The sequence below is a fragment of the Citrobacter sp. Igbk 14 genome (assembly GCF_028069825.1).
In the GTDB taxonomy this organism is placed as follows: Bacteria; Pseudomonadota; Gammaproteobacteria; order Enterobacterales; family Enterobacteriaceae; genus Citrobacter.
On record NZ_JANEWM010000006.1, the window covers coordinates 16,198 to 31,783 of the forward strand.

Consider the following 15,586-nt stretch of genomic DNA (forward strand, 5'->3'; position numbering starts at 1 on the left):
TAACCCATGACGACTCAATACGGATTTTTTATCGACTCCGCCCGTTGCACCGGTTGCAAAACTTGCGAACTGGCCTGCAAAGACTTCAAAAATTTAACGCCGGACGTCAGTTTCCGCCGCATTTACGAATACGCCGGCGGTGACTGGCAGGAAGATAACGGTGTCTGGCACCAGAACGTTTTCGCCTACTACCTCTCGATTGCGTGTAACCACTGTGAAGACCCGGCCTGTACCAAGGTGTGTCCAAGCGGCGCGATGCACAAACGTAAAGATGGTTTTGTGGTCGTGGATGAAGACGTGTGCATTGGCTGCCGCTATTGCCACATGGCCTGCCCGTATGGCGCACCGCAATACAATGCCGCCAAAGGGCACATGACCAAGTGCGATGGCTGTCATGAACGCGTTGCTGAGGGTAAGAAACCCATCTGTGTCGAATCCTGCCCGCTGCGTGCGCTGGACTTCGGCCCGATAGAGGAACTGCGTAAAAAACACGGCACCCTGGCCGCGGTTGCGCCATTACCTGGCGCGCACTTTACCAAACCGAGCATCGTCATCAAACCAAATGCCAATAGCCGCCCGACCGGGGATACCACGGGTTATCTGGCTAATCCGAAGGAGGTCTAAAATGGGAAGTGGCTGGCACGAATGGCCGCTGGTACTGTTCACGGTTCTGGGCCAATGCGTGGCAGGCGCGCTAATCGTCAGTGGGCTGGGTTGGTTTACCGCTAAAGACGATGTTGTAAGACAGCGCATTGTTCGCAGTATGTTTTTTCTTTGGCTGGTAATGGGCATCGCATTCCTGGCCTCGGTTATGCATTTGGGGTCTCCGTTACGCGCATTTAACTCGCTGAACAGAATCGGTGAGTCAGCGCTAAGTAATGAAATTGCCAGCGGCTCACTGTTTTTTGCCGTCGGTGGTTTATGGTGGCTGGTCGCTTTTCTCGGTAAAATGCCTGCTGCATTAGGTAAAATATGGCTGCTGATAAGCATGCTGCTGGGCGTGGTGTTTATCTGGGCGATGACCAACGTTTACCAGATAGATACCGTACCGACCTGGTATAATGGTTACACTACGGTGGCCTTTTTCATGACCCTGCTTCTGAGCGGGCCACTCTTTGCTGCCCTGCTACTGCGTGCTGTTGGTGTTTCTTTTAATGCCAACGTGTTCGCGGGGATCAGTGTGCTGGCGTTGCTGGTGAGTGCGGGTGTGATTGTCCTGCAGGGACTTTCCCTCGGCACAATCCACAGTTCAGTGCAATTCGCCAACGCGCTGGTACCTGACTACGGCAGCTTACAGGTGTGGCGCATCCTTTTGCTGGCCGCAGGTCTTGGGTGCTGGATATGCCCGCTTATCCGCCGTAAAGATCCGCATGCCGCTGGGCTGGCGTTAGGTTTAATTTTAGTCCTGGCCGGTGAAATCATTGGTCGTGGTTTGTTTTATGGTTTGCATATGACAGTCGGAATGGCTGTTGCAGGTTAACTCTCGGGTGCGGGGCAACCCGCACTGTTCAGGATTGTTTGCATGACCCATTTTTCACAATGTGACAACTTTTCAACCGCTGCGCGCGTTCTGGGCGCGTTGTTCTACTATGCACCAGATAGCGCTGAAGCATCTGCGATGGTCAGTGCGTTAAAAGCGGATGGCTGGCAAGCACAGTGGCCGCTGCCGGAAGCTACGCTGTCGCCACTGGCTGCACAGATGCAGACAGATAGCGATGAAACGCTCCCGCAAGCCTGGCAACGTTTGTTTATCGGCCCCTACGCATTGCCATCCCCGCCCTGGGGTTCGGTCTGGCTGGATCGCGAAAACGTGTTGTTTGGTGAATCCACTCTGGCGTTACGTCAATGGATGCGCGACAACGGCATTCAGTTTGCGTTGCAACAGAATGAGCCAGAAGATCACTTTGGTTCGTTGTTACTGCTGACAGCCTGGCTTGCCGAAAATGGCCGCCACACCGAATGTGAGCAATTGCTGGCCTGGCATTTACTGCCGTGGTCGGCTCGCTTCCTCGACGTTTTTATCGAGAAGGCGGACCATCCGTTCTACCAGGCGTTGGGTAAACTGGCTCGCCTGACACTGGCACAATGGCAGTCGCAGTTATTAGTTCCGGTGGCAGATAAACCATTGTTCCGTTAATTTCGCCTATGGGCAGGATATTCCCTGCCCATTTACCCTAGAGTTTCGCACGCTGAGCTTTTGCTTCTGCGGCTAATTACCCGCAAAATAGGCCGTCTGAATTTTCCTGTCTGGCAACCCATGCATCGCTTACATGCTTATCCTGACCTGCGCACTCTGTTTCGGCGTCTACTGATCGCCGCGCTGATTGGTATCCTTGCAGCCCTGGCCGTTGCAGGATTTCGTCATGCGATGCAATTGCTTGAGTGGCTGTTCCTGAGTAACGATACGGGAAGCCTGGTCAACGCCGCGACAAATCTACCGCCGTTCAGACGCATGCTGACACCTGCGCTCGGTGGTCTGGCGGCTGGACTCTTGCTTTGGGGCTGGCAAAAATTTAATCGTTTACGCCCACAGGCCCCCACAGACTATATGGAAGCCCTGCAGACTGACGGACAGTTCGACGTCAGCGCAAGTCTGGTGAAATCACTGGCCTCTTTGGTCGTCGTGGCAAGCGGCAGCGCCATTGGTCGTGAAGGGGCAATGATTTTATTGGCCGCATTGGCGGCTTCGTGCTTCGCGCAACGCTTCACACCGCGTTCGGAATGGAAATTATGGATTGCCTGCGGGGCGGCTGCGGGTATGGCTGGTGCGTATCACGCTCCGTTGGCGGGTAGCTTATTTATTGCCGAAGTGCTGTTTGGCACGTTGATCCTCGCATCATTAGGGCCGGTGGTTGTCTCCGCCGTCGTCGCATTGTTAACTACCAATGCGCTTAGCGACAGCAACGCGCTGCTGTATACCGTTCATCTGACTCGGGAACTGCATGTGCTGGAATATGTGATGATTATCAGCACTGGACTGTTAGCCGGTCTCTGCGGACCTCTTTTTATGTGGCTTATGACCACCAGTCACAACAGCTTTTTGCGCTTAAAGCTCGCACCACCAGGCCAGTTAGCCCTGGGCGGGCTGATCGTTGGCCTGTTGTCGCTATTTACTCCTGCGGTCTGGGGCAACGGCTACAGCGTAGTGCAGTCGTATTTACTCTCTCCTCCTTTGCTCGCCGTCATCAGCGGAATTTTCATCTGCAAGTTACTGGCCGTACTCGCCAGTAGCGGGTCAGGGGCACCCGGCGGCGTGTTTACACCCACGCTGTTCGTCGGTTTGTCAGTCGGTATGTTGCTGGGTCGGGTATGGGGATTCTGGCTTCCGGGGACGGATGACATTGCGGTACTGTTGGGCTTAACAGGAATGGCTACACTGCTGGCGGCGACGACCCATGCCCCCATTATGTCGACATTGATGGTCTGTGAAATGACCGGGGAGTATCAACTACTCCCCGGCCTGTTGATTGCATGCGTTGTGGCGTCAGTGCTGTCGCGAACGTTACGCCATGACTCTATCTACAGACAACACGCTGCCGAGCATTGACAGACGAATGTACTGAGAAAGCTCGCGCTGCTCTGCTCGTGGCAAATAAGGCAATTCACCAATCAACGGTGCCGGCAATTTTTTGCTTAGCACGTCGATGATTTCGGCATAATGCGCCAATCCAGGGTTAATACGGTTCGCCACCCAGCCAATCAACGGTAGCCCGTCACTGGCAATCGCCTGTGCGGTAAGAATGGCATGGTTAATACAGCCTTCCTGAATACCCACCACCATCAGAACCGGGAGTTGCTCCTGTACCACCCACTCCGATAACGGACGCAGATCGTTCATCAGACTACGCCAGCCACCTGTGCCTTCAACAACAACGTGATCAACCTTCTCGCTCAGGCTTGCAAGTCCATTGGATAACAGGGTGTAGTTAACAGGGCCGCTATGCGCCACACTACTTTCGTCTTCGCTCAGCGCGATAGGGTTAACCGCCTCGTACGGCAGTTCGATGGATGACACGCTTTGCAGTACCAGCGCATCTTTATTGCGCATACCTTCCGGTGTCTCTTTGCTGCCTTTGGCGACGGGTTTGTAACCCGCCACACTTTTACCCCCTGACGCTAACGCTTGTAGTAATGCGCGGGAAACCACGGTCTTCCCAACAGAAGTGTCTGTACCTGTAATAAAGAAACGCTTCAGCATCACTAACTCCACCGTATGCTATGAAAATATAAGTCAGGAAAATAAAACAGTGGAGAAAGTCTAAGGTATGACGGCCAGAACCAGCTTGAGATAGCGCAATTTTTCGTACAACAGTTAAAAAATGTTAACCCTGTAATAGACGAATCAACAAAGAACCGTTATACATCGCGTCCTTAACGAGGGCAGCCCCCGCCATCGTTCCCTGATTAGAGAATTGCGTACTTTCGACAACAATGTGCTGGCTGTAGGCCGGAAGCGCCTGTTGACGAATGCTGTCAGCAATGGTCGGGAACAAAATGTCAGCGGCTTTACTGAGTGGAGATCCTATCAATATCTTTTGCGGGTTGAACAAATTCACCATGATAGCCAGGATACGACCGACATGGGTTCCAACGCCGCTAATAATATCTTTCGCCAATAAATCGCCCTGCATGGCCGCCTGACACAGTGCGTCTACCGTCAACGGTTGCCCGTGCAGAGAGGAGCTCATTGACTGCTTCAGTCGCACCTGCGCCAGTTCCAGCACGCTGTCGACGCTGGCGATCGTTTCCAGACACCCATGGTTACCGCAGTAGCAACGTTTGCCGTAAGGGTCCACCTGCGTATGACCTATTTCGACCAGGCTACTGCTGCCTGCATGCAGTAAATGACCATCAGTGATCACCCCTGCACCCACATTGTGATCGATGACCACCTGAATAACATCACGCGCCCCACGTGATGCACCAAACAGCGCTTCTGCCATGGTCCAGGCGCTGATATCGTGCTGAATGTACACCGGCACGCCGGTATGTCGCTCCAGCGTTTCGCCGAGCGGCATCTCTTTGACGTCATCATAGAACGGCATGCGATGTACGATACCGTTTTCTGTATCAATAATGCCGGGTAAGGTAATCGCGATAGAGGTCAGGCGCTCGAGTTTTTGCTGGTGACGGATAAAAAACTGATCAACTTGCGCAACAACCCGTTCCAGTAACGGTGTCTCGCTGACCAGCGCCATTTCAAGACAATCCTCGACCACCAGTTTACTGCTCAGATCGCGCAGCGCCAGGAAAATCTCGCCACGACTAATACGAATAGAAAGGTAATGCCAGGCTTCTGTTTCAACCACCAGCCCTACAGCCGGACGTCCACGGTTACCGGCTTCTTTTATTTCCAGCTCCTGCACCAAATGCGCTTCCAGCATTTCTCGGACAATTTTGGTAATACTGGCAGGGGCCAATTGTGCCAGGCGAGAGAGATCAATACGCGATACCGGTCCCAGCTGATCAATCAGACGATAAACCGCGCCCGCATTGGTCTGCTTAATTTGATCGATATGCCCAGGCTGACTATCAGCAACCACCACTTACTCCCTTTATTTTCGCGCTCCGAAATAATCTGCGGGCTATGGTGAAGCACTTCAATGGTTTCCGTCAACTTTTTACTTAGCCTTGTGATTTACTGCACATTTTCGACCATTTTTAAACTAAATTAACCGCGCTGCACCGCGGCTAAAAGCTGCTGGCGAAAACGTTGCGCTGCGTGGCTTTGTTCATGATGCTTCGGCCACACCAACCACATTTCAGAGACCGCATCGTCTTCCGCAATAGGGATCCAACACATTTCATACAATTGCACCCGTTTAAAAGAGGCTGGCAAAATGGAAACCCCCAACCCTGCGGCCACCAGTCCAATGATAGTCATCGCCTCACCGACCTCCTGGGTGATGGTTGGTTTCAGATCGTAACGGCGCATCAGGCCGAGAATATCGTCATACAACCCCGTTCCAACATGCGGATCAAAAAAGACAAACGGCTCATTTGCCAGCTCCGCCAGCGTCACCACCGGCTTTTGCGCCAGAGGATGTGCGCGTGGGATCATCGCCATCAGCGGTTCATGCAAAATGACCTCCCGCGCCAATGTGTCCGGAAGTTGCGTATTGCGCAAGAGCCCCAAATCCAGTGCACCCTCGTTGAGCGGGGCAATTTGCTCGCGCGTATTCATTTCACGGGTTTGCATATGCACTGCTGGATAGCATTGGCGAAACAGAGACAGTGTATCGGACACAGCCTTAATAAACGGGGCTGATGACGTAAAACCGATACGCAGTTCCCCCGACTCTCCCAGGTGTAATCGCTCGGCACGGGCGGCAGCCTCATTCACCAGCCCCAGAATCTGCCGACTGTCCGCCAGAAACTGTTTTCCGGCAGCAGTAAGCGCCACGCTGCGGTTAGTCCGCGCCAGTAGCCGTGCACCCACCTGCTGTTCGAGGATCTGGATCTGCTGACTCAACGGAGGTTGCGAAATATTCAGTCGTGCCGCTGCACGACCAAAATGCAGCTCTTCCGCAACTGCTACAAAGTAACGTAGGTGACGCAGTTCAATATTCATATTTTTAAGATATTATTTGAGATTATTAATATATTAGACAGAATATTGTGATTTTCATACTCTTAAGGCTGGTCCTGTAGACCCAATGGATTTCACGTCGCATTGCGTGGCTTGAAAAACGCAGGGTATAGATGCAAATGATTGAGCAAGGATTTTAAGTGAGCCGTACAACTACTGTCGATACCGCACCGGCGAGCGATGTTGATGAACAAAGAGTCACTGCGCCGGATGGTTTTATTAAACGCGGTACATCCCCTTTTATGCGCGTCACGCTGGCGCTTTTTTCTGCCGGACTGGCGACATTTGCCCTTCTCTATTGCGTACAGCCCATACTGCCTGTGCTGTCGCATGAGTTTGGCGTATCGCCAGCCAGCAGTAGTATTTCACTTTCTATCTCAACGGCCATGTTGGCAATCGGCTTACTGTTTACCGGCCCACTTTCCGACGCCATAGGCCGTAAACCGGTGATGGTCACCGCGTTGCTGCTGGCCTCCTGCTGTACGTTGCTTTCTACAATGATGACCAGTTGGCACGGTATTTTAATCATGCGCGCGCTGATTGGACTGTCACTCAGCGGCGTGGCGGCCGTGGGAATGACCTATTTGAGTGAGGAAATTCACCCGAGTTTTGTCGCATTTTCAATGGGCTTATACATCAGCGGAAACTCGATTGGTGGTATGAGTGGTCGTTTGATTAGCGGCGTATTTACTGACTTTTTTAACTGGCGAATCGCGCTGGCGGCCATTGGCTGCTTTGCCCTCGCCTCCGCGCTCATGTTCTGGAAGATCTTACCGGAATCACGGCACTTCAGACCGACATCGTTACGGCCTAAAACGTTATTTATCAACTTCCGTTTGCACTGGCGTGACAGAGGGCTTCCGCTACTGTTCGCAGAAGGGTTCTTGCTGATGGGGTCGTTTGTCACACTGTTTAACTACATCGGCTACCGTCTGATGCTGTCTCCGTGGGAACTCAGCCAGGCTGTCGTCGGTTTGTTGTCCGTGGCTTATCTTACCGGCACCTGGAGCTCACCCAAAGCCGGTTCCATGACTACCCGTTATGGACGAGGCCCGGTAATGCTGTTCTCGACAGGCGTGATGTTGTTCGGGCTAATAATGACCCTGTTTACCTCGTTATGGCTGATTTTTGCCGGTATGTTGCTTTTTTCAGCCGGATTTTTTGCGGCGCATTCCGTGGCCAGTAGTTGGATCGGGCCGCGAGCCAAACGCGCTAAAGGCCAGGCCTCTTCACTGTATCTGTTCAGCTATTACCTGGGCTCAAGCATTGCCGGTACACTAGGAGGCGTTTTCTGGCATAGCTATGGCTGGAACGGCGTGGGCGGGTTTATCGCACTGATGCTGGTGCTGGCGCTATTGGTTGGTGCCCGTTTGCACCACCGTCTGCACGCATAATCAATGATGCCCGAAAACCGGGCATCATAAACAGCTCACGATAACATAAACGTCTGGGCGCTAATTTGCAGAGCAATTACCGTACCGTTCATCATAATATGTAGCATAATCGGCATCAGTAAACCGTGACTTTTCAGCCTCGCCAGGATCAAAACCTGAGACACGATAAACAACATCAATAACGTTCTCAGATCCACATACTGTGTATGCATCACGGCAAAAATAGCCGACACCACCACTGACGACAATGCTGTTTTATTATTGAACCAGTACTGAAAAGCATTGAACAGGCAGCCCCTGAAGATGATTTCTTCATACACGGGTGCGATAAATATCAGCGTTACGCTGGATAACCAAAGCGCGTAGCTGTTCAGTGAGACCTGGCTTGTCACCCACTCTTCGGTCTTTCTGATCCCCAATACCCAGGGCAGGACTAGCTGTACAATTAGCAGCGCAACAAACAATATGGCAAACCACCGGGCGTTGAATGTTCCTTTCCCTAGACCGTCCCTTTTTCTAAAGAAAACGTAATACAACGGCACCAGGACGACAAATTCCAGTGTAAACAGCAGCGGAAAAAGTAATCCTTTGGCGAGCAGGTCCTGACTGGCAGGGAAAAATAATGGGGAAAATGTGAGGCCGAACATCAACAAAAACATAGAGAAACAACCAGCCACCGCTTTTGTCCTTGCGATATATTCGTTACTGACTTCCTGTTGCACACCTGCTCCTTGGATAAAATGAAATGTTCTCGTTATCTGAATAATGCACAATTATGATAAAAAGTATCATTATCATTTACAAGCTACCAAAATTCCCATCACCTACGATGAATGGGTTAATTTGCGAAATCGCGTTAGACTCTGAAATCTGGTCCAACAGAACGAGAACAAAAAATGAGTCACAGTGATAATTACCATCAACTCACCCGCACGTTCCAGCGCCTCTCTCGCTTTTCCCACCTCTCGGCTATTGCCAGTTGGGACATGTTTACCATGATGCCGCCTGGCGGCAGCAAAGCCCGGGGTGAAGCACTGGCTGAACTGAGCGTGCTTGAGCATCAACTATTAACCGATGCCAATGTGGCAAAGTGGATCGCCGCCGCACAGCAGGAAGACCTGAACGATGTCGAGCAGGCCAATCTGCGCGAAATGTCACGGCTACATCATCAAGCGTCCTTGCTACCCGAATCACTGGTAGAAGCGAAATCACTGGCGGGCAGCCGTTGCGAACATGCCTGGCGCAGCCAACGCCCGGCCAATGACTGGGAAGGGTTTGCTGAAAACCTGAAAGAAGTAGTTAAGTACAGCCGCGAAGAAGCCCGACTGCGTGCGGAAGCGAAAGGATGCTCGCCTTACGACGCATTGCTGGATGTCTTTGAACCAGAGATGACCAGCGCCCGGCTGGATATTCTCTTTGCCGACATCAAAAGTTGGCTACCCGAATTGCTCAATAAAGTGGTGGCCAAACAATCACAACAATCGCTTATCGCCCCGGTTGGCCCCTTCCCGACTGCAGTTCAGCGTGAGCTGGGCCTTGAAACCATGGCGCAGTTAGGTTTTGATTTTACCGCGGGACGCCTGGACATTAGTGCACATCCGTTCTGTGGCGGCGTACCACAAGATGTTCGGATTACCACCCGCTATGATGAAAACGAACTGCTCAGCGCGTTATTTGGCGTCATTCATGAGACAGGTCATGCGCGTTATGAGCAAAATCTACCTCAGAACTGGTCAGGGCAACCTATTGCCCTGGCGCGATCAACCGCCATCCATGAATCTCAGAGCCTGTTCTTTGAAATGCAATTAGGCCGCAGCCCGGCGTTTCTGAAACGGTTAATTCCCGCAGTAACCCGACATTTCGGCGATCAACCCGCCTTTGAGGAAAGCAATTTCATCGCCTGGAACCAGCAGGTCAAACCGGGCTTTATCCGCGTTGACGCTGACGAGGTTAGCTATCCTGCTCACGTGATCCTGCGTTATGAAATCGAGCGTGCATTGATTAACGGCGACATTGAGGTCGATGATATTCCTGCCTTGTGGAATGAAAAAATGCAGGCCTGGTTAGGGCTGTCTACGATAGGGAACTATCGTAACGGCTGTATGCAGGATATCCACTGGACCGATGGCGGTTTTGGTTATTTCCCTTCGTACACATTGGGGGCGATGTATGCAGCGCAGCTTTTCAGTGCGGCTAACCGTGCATTGCCAGACTTAAACCACGCCATTGCGCAAGGAGACTTTAGCGCCTTGTTTGACTGGTTGCGCCAGAATATCTGGCAACATGGCAGCCGTTTCACGACCGAGCAGCTCATTACTCAGGCAACCGGAGAGCCGCTGAGCAGCCGCTATTTCCGCGCCCATCTGGAAGCCCGCTATCTGTAATCGTATACCGTGAGTCATTGTACAAACGGTTACACGCCGAAACCAATGACTCACGGAAGCCCAGAGATTACAGCGATATAGTTATTTCAACGGCCCCGCAGTGGGGTTGAATGAAAAACCAAATCGAGGGTATGAGAATGAAAAAAGTATTAGCTCTGGTTGTTGCCGCTGCTATGGGTCTGTCTTCTGCTGCATTTGCTGCTGAAACAACTGCTACTACCGCTCCGACTGCTGCTGCGACCACGAAAGCCGCACCGGCAAAAACCACTCATCATAAAAAACAACACAAAGCAGCGCCGCAGAAAGCACAGGCTGCCAAAAAGCACGCTAAAAAATCCGCAGCTAAACCGGCTGTAGAACAAAAAGCGCCAGAGCAGAAAGCTCAGGCTGCGAAGAAACACACCAAAAAAGCAGCAACCAAGCCAGCTGCAGAGCAGAAAGCTCAGGCTGCCAAAAAACACACCAAAAAAGCAGCAACCAAACCAGCCGCAGAGCAGAAAGCTCAGGCCGCTAAAAAACACACCAAAAAAGCAGTAAAACACGAAACCGCTAAACCAGCTGCTCAACCGGCTGCATAAAACATCTGTAGTAACCATGGCGTCCCCCATGCCATAGCATACGGCGCTAAATCACTCTGATTTAGCGCCGCCTTTCGGAGGGTAAAATGGTGTCACATTACCGCTTTGAGTTCATTCTTATTACCCTGATAATTTGCGCTCTTATCGCCATGCATTTTTATCTTTCCTGAGTGTAGTTATCTGATTTTACTCCCACTTTCCCGCCGTCCCGTCTATAGTATTAACTGAGGGTTTGCTGTTAATAATCATAATTCCCCACCAGAGTGTGATATGCATAAAACCATTGCGGTATTACTGGGTTCAATTTGTCTATTTCCTGTCGTTGCACATGCGGAGCAGCCTGCAACGACCGCTGCTGAAGCCGATAACATAAAAACGCTGTTTTTTGGTCATGACGATCGTGTGAGGGTGACTGACCCGACGCAATCACCGTGGGACGCTATCGGGCAACTGGAAACCGCCAGCGGTAACCTGTGCACGGCTACGCTCATTTCACCTCACCTGGCCCTGACTGCCGGGCACTGCTTACTCACCCCACCAAAAGGCAAGCCGGATAAAGCCGTCGCGCTACGTTTTGTGTCGAAAAAGGGTATCTGGCGCTATGAAATCCACGGCATTGAAGGACGGGTTGATCCCTCTCTCGGCAAGCGTTTAAAAGCAGATGGTGACGGCTGGATTGTCCCACCTTCTGCGGCCCCGTGGGATTTTGGCCTGGTGGTGCTACGTTATCCCCCTTCCGGGATCACGCCGCTACCGTTATTTGACGGTGATAAAGCCGCGTTAACCGCTGCGCTAAAAGCGGCTGACCGTAAAGTGACTCAGTCGGGGTATCCGGAAGATCACCTGGATGACCTGTACACGCATCAGGATTGCGTGGTAACTGGCTGGGCGCAAAATACCGTCTTGTCGCATCAGTGCGATACGCTCCCTGGCGACAGCGGCTCCCCATTGATGTTAAAGACAGATTCAGGCTGGCAATTGATTGGTGTGCAAAGCTCCGCTCCAGCAGCAAAAGATCGCTGGCGGGCAGATAATCGCGCCATTTCTGTGACGGGGTTTCGCGATAAACTGGAAGCACTGGCGAAGGGATAACACATGCTGCCCACATTTGCGGGCAGCACGAAGATTAGGCAAGTTTGATCATGATCATTCCGGCCAGCAGCAAGGCAACGCCAATCCAGCCTTTGTTATTCAGGCGCTGACCAAAAAGCACCCATCCTGCGGCTAACGTTGCGGCGATCCCGAATCCTCCCCACAGCGCGTAGGCGACAGAAAGATCGATCCCTTTTACCGCCTGGGACAGCGCACTAAATGCCGCTAATACCGCCACCAGCGACAACACGCCATAAGCCTTACGGCGGAAACCATCGGAAAATTTTAAGAAGACGTTAGCAACGATTTCAAGAACAATGGCCATTCCAAGCCAGGCGCCGTGAACCCACTCAAACTGCTGCATGGGTCACCTCCCTCCTCGCTTTTGCCGGCTTGCGTGTACCCGATTTGATCAACACAATGCCTAACACCAGCGAGACCAGTCCAGCAACTTTCATCGTTGACAAGGTTTCGTCGAATAACAGCACGCTAAACAGCGTAATAAATAAAATTCCGATACCTTCCCATAAGGCATAGGCCACACCAAGGGCGATTTTTTTAACGGCAAAACTGAGAAAAATATACGATAAGGCGATCATTACCAGCATTAAAATAAAGCCCGCATTACCATGGCCTATACTTGCCCATTTCATTGACAGCGTACCGGTTATTTCAGCCGCAATGGCCAGACCTAATAATATCCAGTAAAACATGATGCTTCTCCTGCTTGAGAATATAGTCCTTTGGGCCTACTGCATGCAGTAAACCAAAAAATAGAATCAGATAGCTCAGCGCATAACGCCAGCTCAGGCAGAAGAAGGGACTAAAGCGCGTTGCGCCAGTGTTGCTCACCCGCAAGCAAGAAAGTGGAAGAGGTACGAAGAAGTGTAGGTAAACGCAAAAACATCCTGAACGTATTGTCCATAATATTACAATTATCCGCAGTGTTGCTTCTCATCATCGCGGATGATAATTGTCCTCGGTAGTTAAACACAGATGATTTGTATCATAGGTTCAATGCGAACTCAAAATCTTTTCACTTCTTTACCCGACTCGTTTGATTTTTGTTATAACGGCTCGATGCAGATCACATTATTATATTGATAAAAAACTCAGGGATTCACATGGCAAAACCGATCATCACGCTTAACGGCCTAAAAATAGTTATTATGCTCGGCATGTTGGTTATCATTTTAACCGGTATCCGATTTGCCGCCGATATCATCGTACCGTTTATTCTGGCGTTATTTATCGCCGTCGTGCTCAATCCCGTAGTACAGCGCATGGTTAAGCTCCGTATACCGCGTGTATTCGCCGTGTCATTGCTGGTTGTTATTATTGTCATGCTAATGGTGCTGCTTCTGGCTTATTTAGGTACATCCTTAAATGAGCTGGCACGGACACTGCCGCAATATCGTTCGTCATTGGTTATCCCGCTGAAAAATATCGAACCGTGGCTACAACGTGCAGGGATCGGTGTTTCCGTCGACGAGTTGGTGAAATATGTCGATCCGAATGCTGCGATGACGCTGGTCACCAATTTATTGACGCAACTCTCTAATGCGATGTCCTCGATATTTCTACTGCTGCTGACCGTGGTTTTTATGCTGCTGGAAGTACCACAACTCCCCGGCAAACTTAAACAAATGATGAGCCGCCCTCTTGAAGGAATGGCCGCGATCCAACGCGCTATCGACAGTGTTTCACACTATTTGGTGCTAAAAACCGCCATCAGTATCGTCACCGGCCTGGTCGCCTGGGGCATGCTTGCCGCACTGGATGTCCGCTTCGCGTTTGTCTGGGGACTGCTGGCCTTTGCCCTGAACTATATTCCTAACATCGGTTCGGTGCTGGCAGCGATTCCTCCTATTGCTCAGGTCCTGGTATTCAGTGGTTTTTACGATGCGCTGCTCGTGCTGGCAGGTTATCTTGTGATTAACCTGGTATTCGGCAATATCCTGGAACCCCGCATCATGGGGCGCGGGTTGGGACTTTCTACGCTGGTGGTATTCCTGTCGCTGATTTTTTGGGGCTGGCTGCTCGGCCCCGTTGGAATGCTGCTTTCAGTACCGCTGACCATCATCGTAAAGATTGCCCTTGAGCAAACAAATGGTGGTCAAAGTATTGCCGTCCTGCTGAGCGATCTTAACAAAGAATAAATGTATGCCCCGTTATCGCGGGGCTGTTCAACTACTGTTTGACACGGAATACCAGTGCGGCGCTCATCAGTGTGAATAGCGCAATAATCCATGCCATAGTCCATGGGGTGCCGTCACTCAATCTCGCCAGCAGTAAAGACGAGATGATGCCACTGCCATACTGTAATGAACCAATCAACGCCGAAGCTGAACCGGCGATATTGGGGGCCGCATCCAGCGCGGCGGCCGTCGACGTCGCTGCAATGATCCCATTCATCGAAAACAACAGAAACACAGTGATGATAATGGCAATAACCCCCCCTATTTCCAGCTTAACCAGCAGTGCCAATGCAACAGCAGCCAGTGCCGCTAACATCGTCGCGTACTTCAGCAACTGTTCTAACGCATGCCGTTGCACCAGCCGGCGATTGACCGCACTCATCGCCATAACGCCGACAATATTTAACGCAAATAACCAGCCGTAATGCTGTGGGTCGACATGGTAATAGCGAATGTAAACAAATGGCGAACCGGTAATAAACGCATACGCACCCACGTAATAAAAGGTCAGACTCAGGGTGTAGCGCATAAATCGGCCATTGGTTAATAGCGCGCGGTAATGACGAAATGCGCCTGCCAGTGAGGCTTTTACGCGTCTTTCTTCAGGGAGTGTTTCCGGCAACCACAGCAACGAAATAAACATCAGCACGCCAATGACCACCAGTAACCAAAAAATAGAGTGCCAGGTGCTCAGTCGAATAATTTGCCCGCCAATCAATGGCCCTGCGATGGGGGCAATCGCCATAACCAGTACCAGGGTTGACAACATTTGCGCCGCACGAGTACGAGCAAAGAGATCACGAATCATGGCACGCGCCAGCATCGGTCCGGTACAGGCCCCCAGCGCCTGAAAGACCCGCCAGAAAACAATTTGCGTGATATCTGTAGACAACGCACACCCCGCCGAACCGATGATAAACAGCACCATGCCGATAAACAGCGGCGTACGCCTGCCCAGATGATCGCTGATCGGTCCCCAGATCAACTGCGCAATAGCAAATCCCACCAAAAAACCGGTAACAGTAAGCTCCACATTGCCGTTTAAATCCCCCGCCATGGTCGGCATCGCCGGGAGATAGATATCGGTTGAAAGTGAAGTAAAGGCCATCAAGCCGCTGAGAATAAGAATAAAAGAGAGACCGGTGTGGCTTGCCGTCGCAACCGGTGAGCGCTGTTCACGTGTACGCATAGCGTCCTGTTATCTTGGGAAAAGTCAGGTGGCAGTATATACGGGGTGAATGGCAGTGATTAGATAGCGAAAGAAGCATAAGTTTATGAGTGTAAATCATGAATAACGCCCTTTTTGCACCAGACATATGTGACAAACTTCGCATATTTCCCTGCTAAAAAT

17 protein-coding genes are annotated in these 15,586 nt (G+C 51.3%); 9 read left to right on the forward strand and 8 right to left on the reverse strand.

Features of this window, described 5'->3' with window-relative positions:
* Nucleotides 1-6 precede the first annotated feature (6 nt).
* The 4 genes from NNN64_RS03795 to clcB all read left to right on the forward strand — a co-directional run bounded on the left by NNN64_RS03795 (nucleotide 7) and on the right by clcB (nucleotide 3,547).
* A complete protein-coding gene (locus tag NNN64_RS03795; RefSeq protein ID WP_271440537.1) occupies nucleotides 7-624 on the forward strand; it encodes a DMSO/selenate family reductase complex B subunit in 618 nt (205 codons plus the stop codon).
* A 1-nt stretch (nucleotide 625) separates the two neighbouring features.
* Nucleotides 626-1,480, forward strand: coding sequence for a dimethyl sulfoxide reductase anchor subunit family protein (locus tag NNN64_RS03800; RefSeq protein ID WP_271440538.1), 855 nt, complete (start codon nucleotides 626-628; stop codon nucleotides 1,478-1,480).
* Nucleotides 1,481-1,522: 42 nt separating this feature from the next.
* Nucleotides 1,523-2,137 (forward strand): Tat proofreading chaperone DmsD, encoded by a 615-nt coding sequence (gene dmsD / locus NNN64_RS03805; RefSeq protein WP_271440539.1) that lies wholly within the window; start codon nucleotides 1,523-1,525, stop codon nucleotides 2,135-2,137.
* A 120-nt stretch (nucleotides 2,138-2,257) separates the two neighbouring features.
* Nucleotides 2,258-3,547, forward strand: a complete 1,290-nt coding sequence (clcB, locus tag NNN64_RS03810) for a voltage-gated ClC-type chloride channel ClcB (RefSeq protein ID WP_271440540.1) — start codon at nucleotides 2,258-2,260, stop codon at nucleotides 3,545-3,547.
* On the opposite strand, the gene bioD is transcribed toward clcB, so the two are convergent.
* The 3 genes from bioD to NNN64_RS03825 form a co-directional block, all read right to left on the reverse strand.
* A complete protein-coding gene (gene bioD / locus NNN64_RS03815) occupies nucleotides 3,503-4,198 on the reverse strand; it encodes a dethiobiotin synthase (protein ID WP_271440541.1) in 696 nt (231 codons plus the stop codon). The genes clcB and bioD overlap by 45 nt on opposite strands.
* Before the next feature lie 124 nt (nucleotides 4,199-4,322).
* Nucleotides 4,323-5,543 (reverse strand): sugar metabolism global transcriptional regulator Mlc, encoded by a 1,221-nt coding sequence (gene mlc / locus NNN64_RS03820; protein WP_137381231.1) that lies wholly within the window; start codon nucleotides 5,541-5,543, stop codon nucleotides 4,323-4,325.
* Between the two features lie 128 nt (nucleotides 5,544-5,671).
* Nucleotides 5,672-6,571, reverse strand: a complete 900-nt coding sequence (locus tag NNN64_RS03825) for a LysR family transcriptional regulator (RefSeq protein WP_137381232.1) — start codon at nucleotides 6,569-6,571, stop codon at nucleotides 5,672-5,674.
* Between the two features lie 158 nt (nucleotides 6,572-6,729).
* On the opposite strand from NNN64_RS03825, the gene NNN64_RS03830 reads away from it, so the two are divergent.
* The gene (locus NNN64_RS03830; protein WP_271440542.1) at nucleotides 6,730-7,983 is read left to right on the forward strand and encodes an MFS transporter; all 1,254 of its coding nucleotides are present in this window, start codon (nucleotides 6,730-6,732) and stop codon (nucleotides 7,981-7,983) included.
* Between the two features lie 35 nt (nucleotides 7,984-8,018).
* Here NNN64_RS03830 and NNN64_RS03835 read toward each other — a convergent pair whose 3' ends face one another.
* Entirely contained in the window at nucleotides 8,019-8,705 is a 687-nt protein-coding gene (locus NNN64_RS03835) for a CPBP family intramembrane glutamic endopeptidase (RefSeq protein WP_271440543.1), read from the reverse strand.
* 174 nt (nucleotides 8,706-8,879) lie between these two features.
* On the opposite strand from NNN64_RS03835, the gene NNN64_RS03840 reads away from it, so the two are divergent.
* From NNN64_RS03840 to NNN64_RS03850, 3 genes are all read left to right on the forward strand, one after another.
* Nucleotides 8,880-10,367: a carboxypeptidase M32 gene (locus NNN64_RS03840; protein WP_271440544.1), complete on the forward strand. Its 1,488-nt coding sequence runs from the start codon at nucleotides 8,880-8,882 to the stop codon at nucleotides 10,365-10,367.
* Nucleotides 10,368-10,504: 137 nt separating this feature from the next.
* A complete protein-coding gene (gene asr / locus NNN64_RS03845; RefSeq protein ID WP_271440545.1) occupies nucleotides 10,505-10,945 on the forward strand; it encodes an acid resistance repetitive basic protein Asr in 441 nt (146 codons plus the stop codon).
* A 270-nt stretch (nucleotides 10,946-11,215) separates the two neighbouring features.
* Complete coding sequence (locus NNN64_RS03850; RefSeq protein ID WP_271440546.1) at nucleotides 11,216-12,037, forward strand: trypsin-like serine peptidase; 822 nt, start codon at nucleotides 11,216-11,218, stop codon at nucleotides 12,035-12,037.
* Nucleotides 12,038-12,071: 34 nt separating this feature from the next.
* Here NNN64_RS03850 and mdtI read toward each other — a convergent pair whose 3' ends face one another.
* The 3 genes from mdtI to NNN64_RS23300 all read right to left on the reverse strand — a co-directional run bounded on the left by mdtI (nucleotide 12,072) and on the right by NNN64_RS23300 (nucleotide 13,031).
* Nucleotides 12,072-12,401: a multidrug/spermidine efflux SMR transporter subunit MdtI gene (gene mdtI, locus NNN64_RS03855; RefSeq protein ID WP_040233868.1), complete on the reverse strand. Its 330-nt coding sequence runs from the start codon at nucleotides 12,399-12,401 to the stop codon at nucleotides 12,072-12,074.
* Complete coding sequence (mdtJ, locus tag NNN64_RS03860; protein WP_271440604.1) at nucleotides 12,388-12,753, reverse strand: multidrug/spermidine efflux SMR transporter subunit MdtJ; 366 nt, start codon at nucleotides 12,751-12,753, stop codon at nucleotides 12,388-12,390. Before mdtJ ends, mdtI begins: the two co-directional genes overlap by 14 nt.
* A gap of 107 nt (nucleotides 12,754-12,860) precedes the next feature.
* Nucleotides 12,861-13,031, reverse strand: coding sequence for a protein YdgV (locus tag NNN64_RS23300; RefSeq protein ID WP_086523670.1), 171 nt, complete (start codon nucleotides 13,029-13,031; stop codon nucleotides 12,861-12,863).
* Between the two features lie 130 nt (nucleotides 13,032-13,161).
* On the opposite strand from NNN64_RS23300, the gene NNN64_RS03865 reads away from it, so the two are divergent.
* Nucleotides 13,162-14,196 (forward strand): AI-2E family transporter, encoded by a 1,035-nt coding sequence (locus tag NNN64_RS03865; RefSeq protein WP_048211724.1) that lies wholly within the window; start codon nucleotides 13,162-13,164, stop codon nucleotides 14,194-14,196.
* A gap of 31 nt (nucleotides 14,197-14,227) precedes the next feature.
* Here the strand turns inward: NNN64_RS03865 and NNN64_RS03870 are convergent, their stop codons facing one another.
* Entirely contained in the window at nucleotides 14,228-15,424 is a 1,197-nt protein-coding gene (locus NNN64_RS03870; RefSeq protein WP_271440547.1) for a multidrug effflux MFS transporter, read from the reverse strand.
* Between the last annotated feature and the right edge of the window lie 162 nt (nucleotides 15,425-15,586).

What these genes read in the sequence shown, in the direction of transcription:
- NNN64_RS03795 (WP_271440537.1), top strand. Translation starts at nt 7, where the DNA reads ATGACGACTCAATACGGATTTTTTATCGACTCCGCCCGTTGCACCGGT.
- NNN64_RS03800 (WP_271440538.1), top strand. Translation starts at nt 626, where the DNA reads ATGGGAAGTGGCTGGCACGAATGGCCGCTGGTACTGTTCACGGTTCTG.
- dmsD (WP_271440539.1), top strand. Translation starts at nt 1,523, where the DNA reads ATGACCCATTTTTCACAATGTGACAACTTTTCAACCGCTGCGCGCGTT.
- clcB (WP_271440540.1), top strand. Translation starts at nt 2,258, where the DNA reads ATGCATCGCTTACATGCTTATCCTGACCTGCGCACTCTGTTTCGGCGT.
- bioD (WP_271440541.1), bottom strand. Translation starts at nt 4,198, where the DNA reads ATGCTGAAGCGTTTCTTTATTACAGGTACAGACACTTCTGTTGGGAAG.
- NNN64_RS03825 (WP_137381232.1), bottom strand. Translation starts at nt 6,571, where the DNA reads ATGAATATTGAACTGCGTCACCTACGTTACTTTGTAGCAGTTGCGGAA.
- NNN64_RS03840 (WP_271440544.1), top strand. Translation starts at nt 8,880, where the DNA reads ATGAGTCACAGTGATAATTACCATCAACTCACCCGCACGTTCCAGCGC.
- asr (WP_271440545.1), top strand. Translation starts at nt 10,505, where the DNA reads ATGAAAAAAGTATTAGCTCTGGTTGTTGCCGCTGCTATGGGTCTGTCT.
- NNN64_RS03850 (WP_271440546.1), top strand. Translation starts at nt 11,216, where the DNA reads ATGCATAAAACCATTGCGGTATTACTGGGTTCAATTTGTCTATTTCCT.
- mdtI (WP_040233868.1), bottom strand. Translation starts at nt 12,401, where the DNA reads ATGCAGCAGTTTGAGTGGGTTCACGGCGCCTGGCTTGGAATGGCCATT.
- NNN64_RS03865 (WP_048211724.1), top strand. Translation starts at nt 13,162, where the DNA reads ATGGCAAAACCGATCATCACGCTTAACGGCCTAAAAATAGTTATTATG.
- NNN64_RS03870 (WP_271440547.1), bottom strand. Translation starts at nt 15,424, where the DNA reads ATGCGTACACGTGAACAGCGCTCACCGGTTGCGACGGCAAGCCACACC.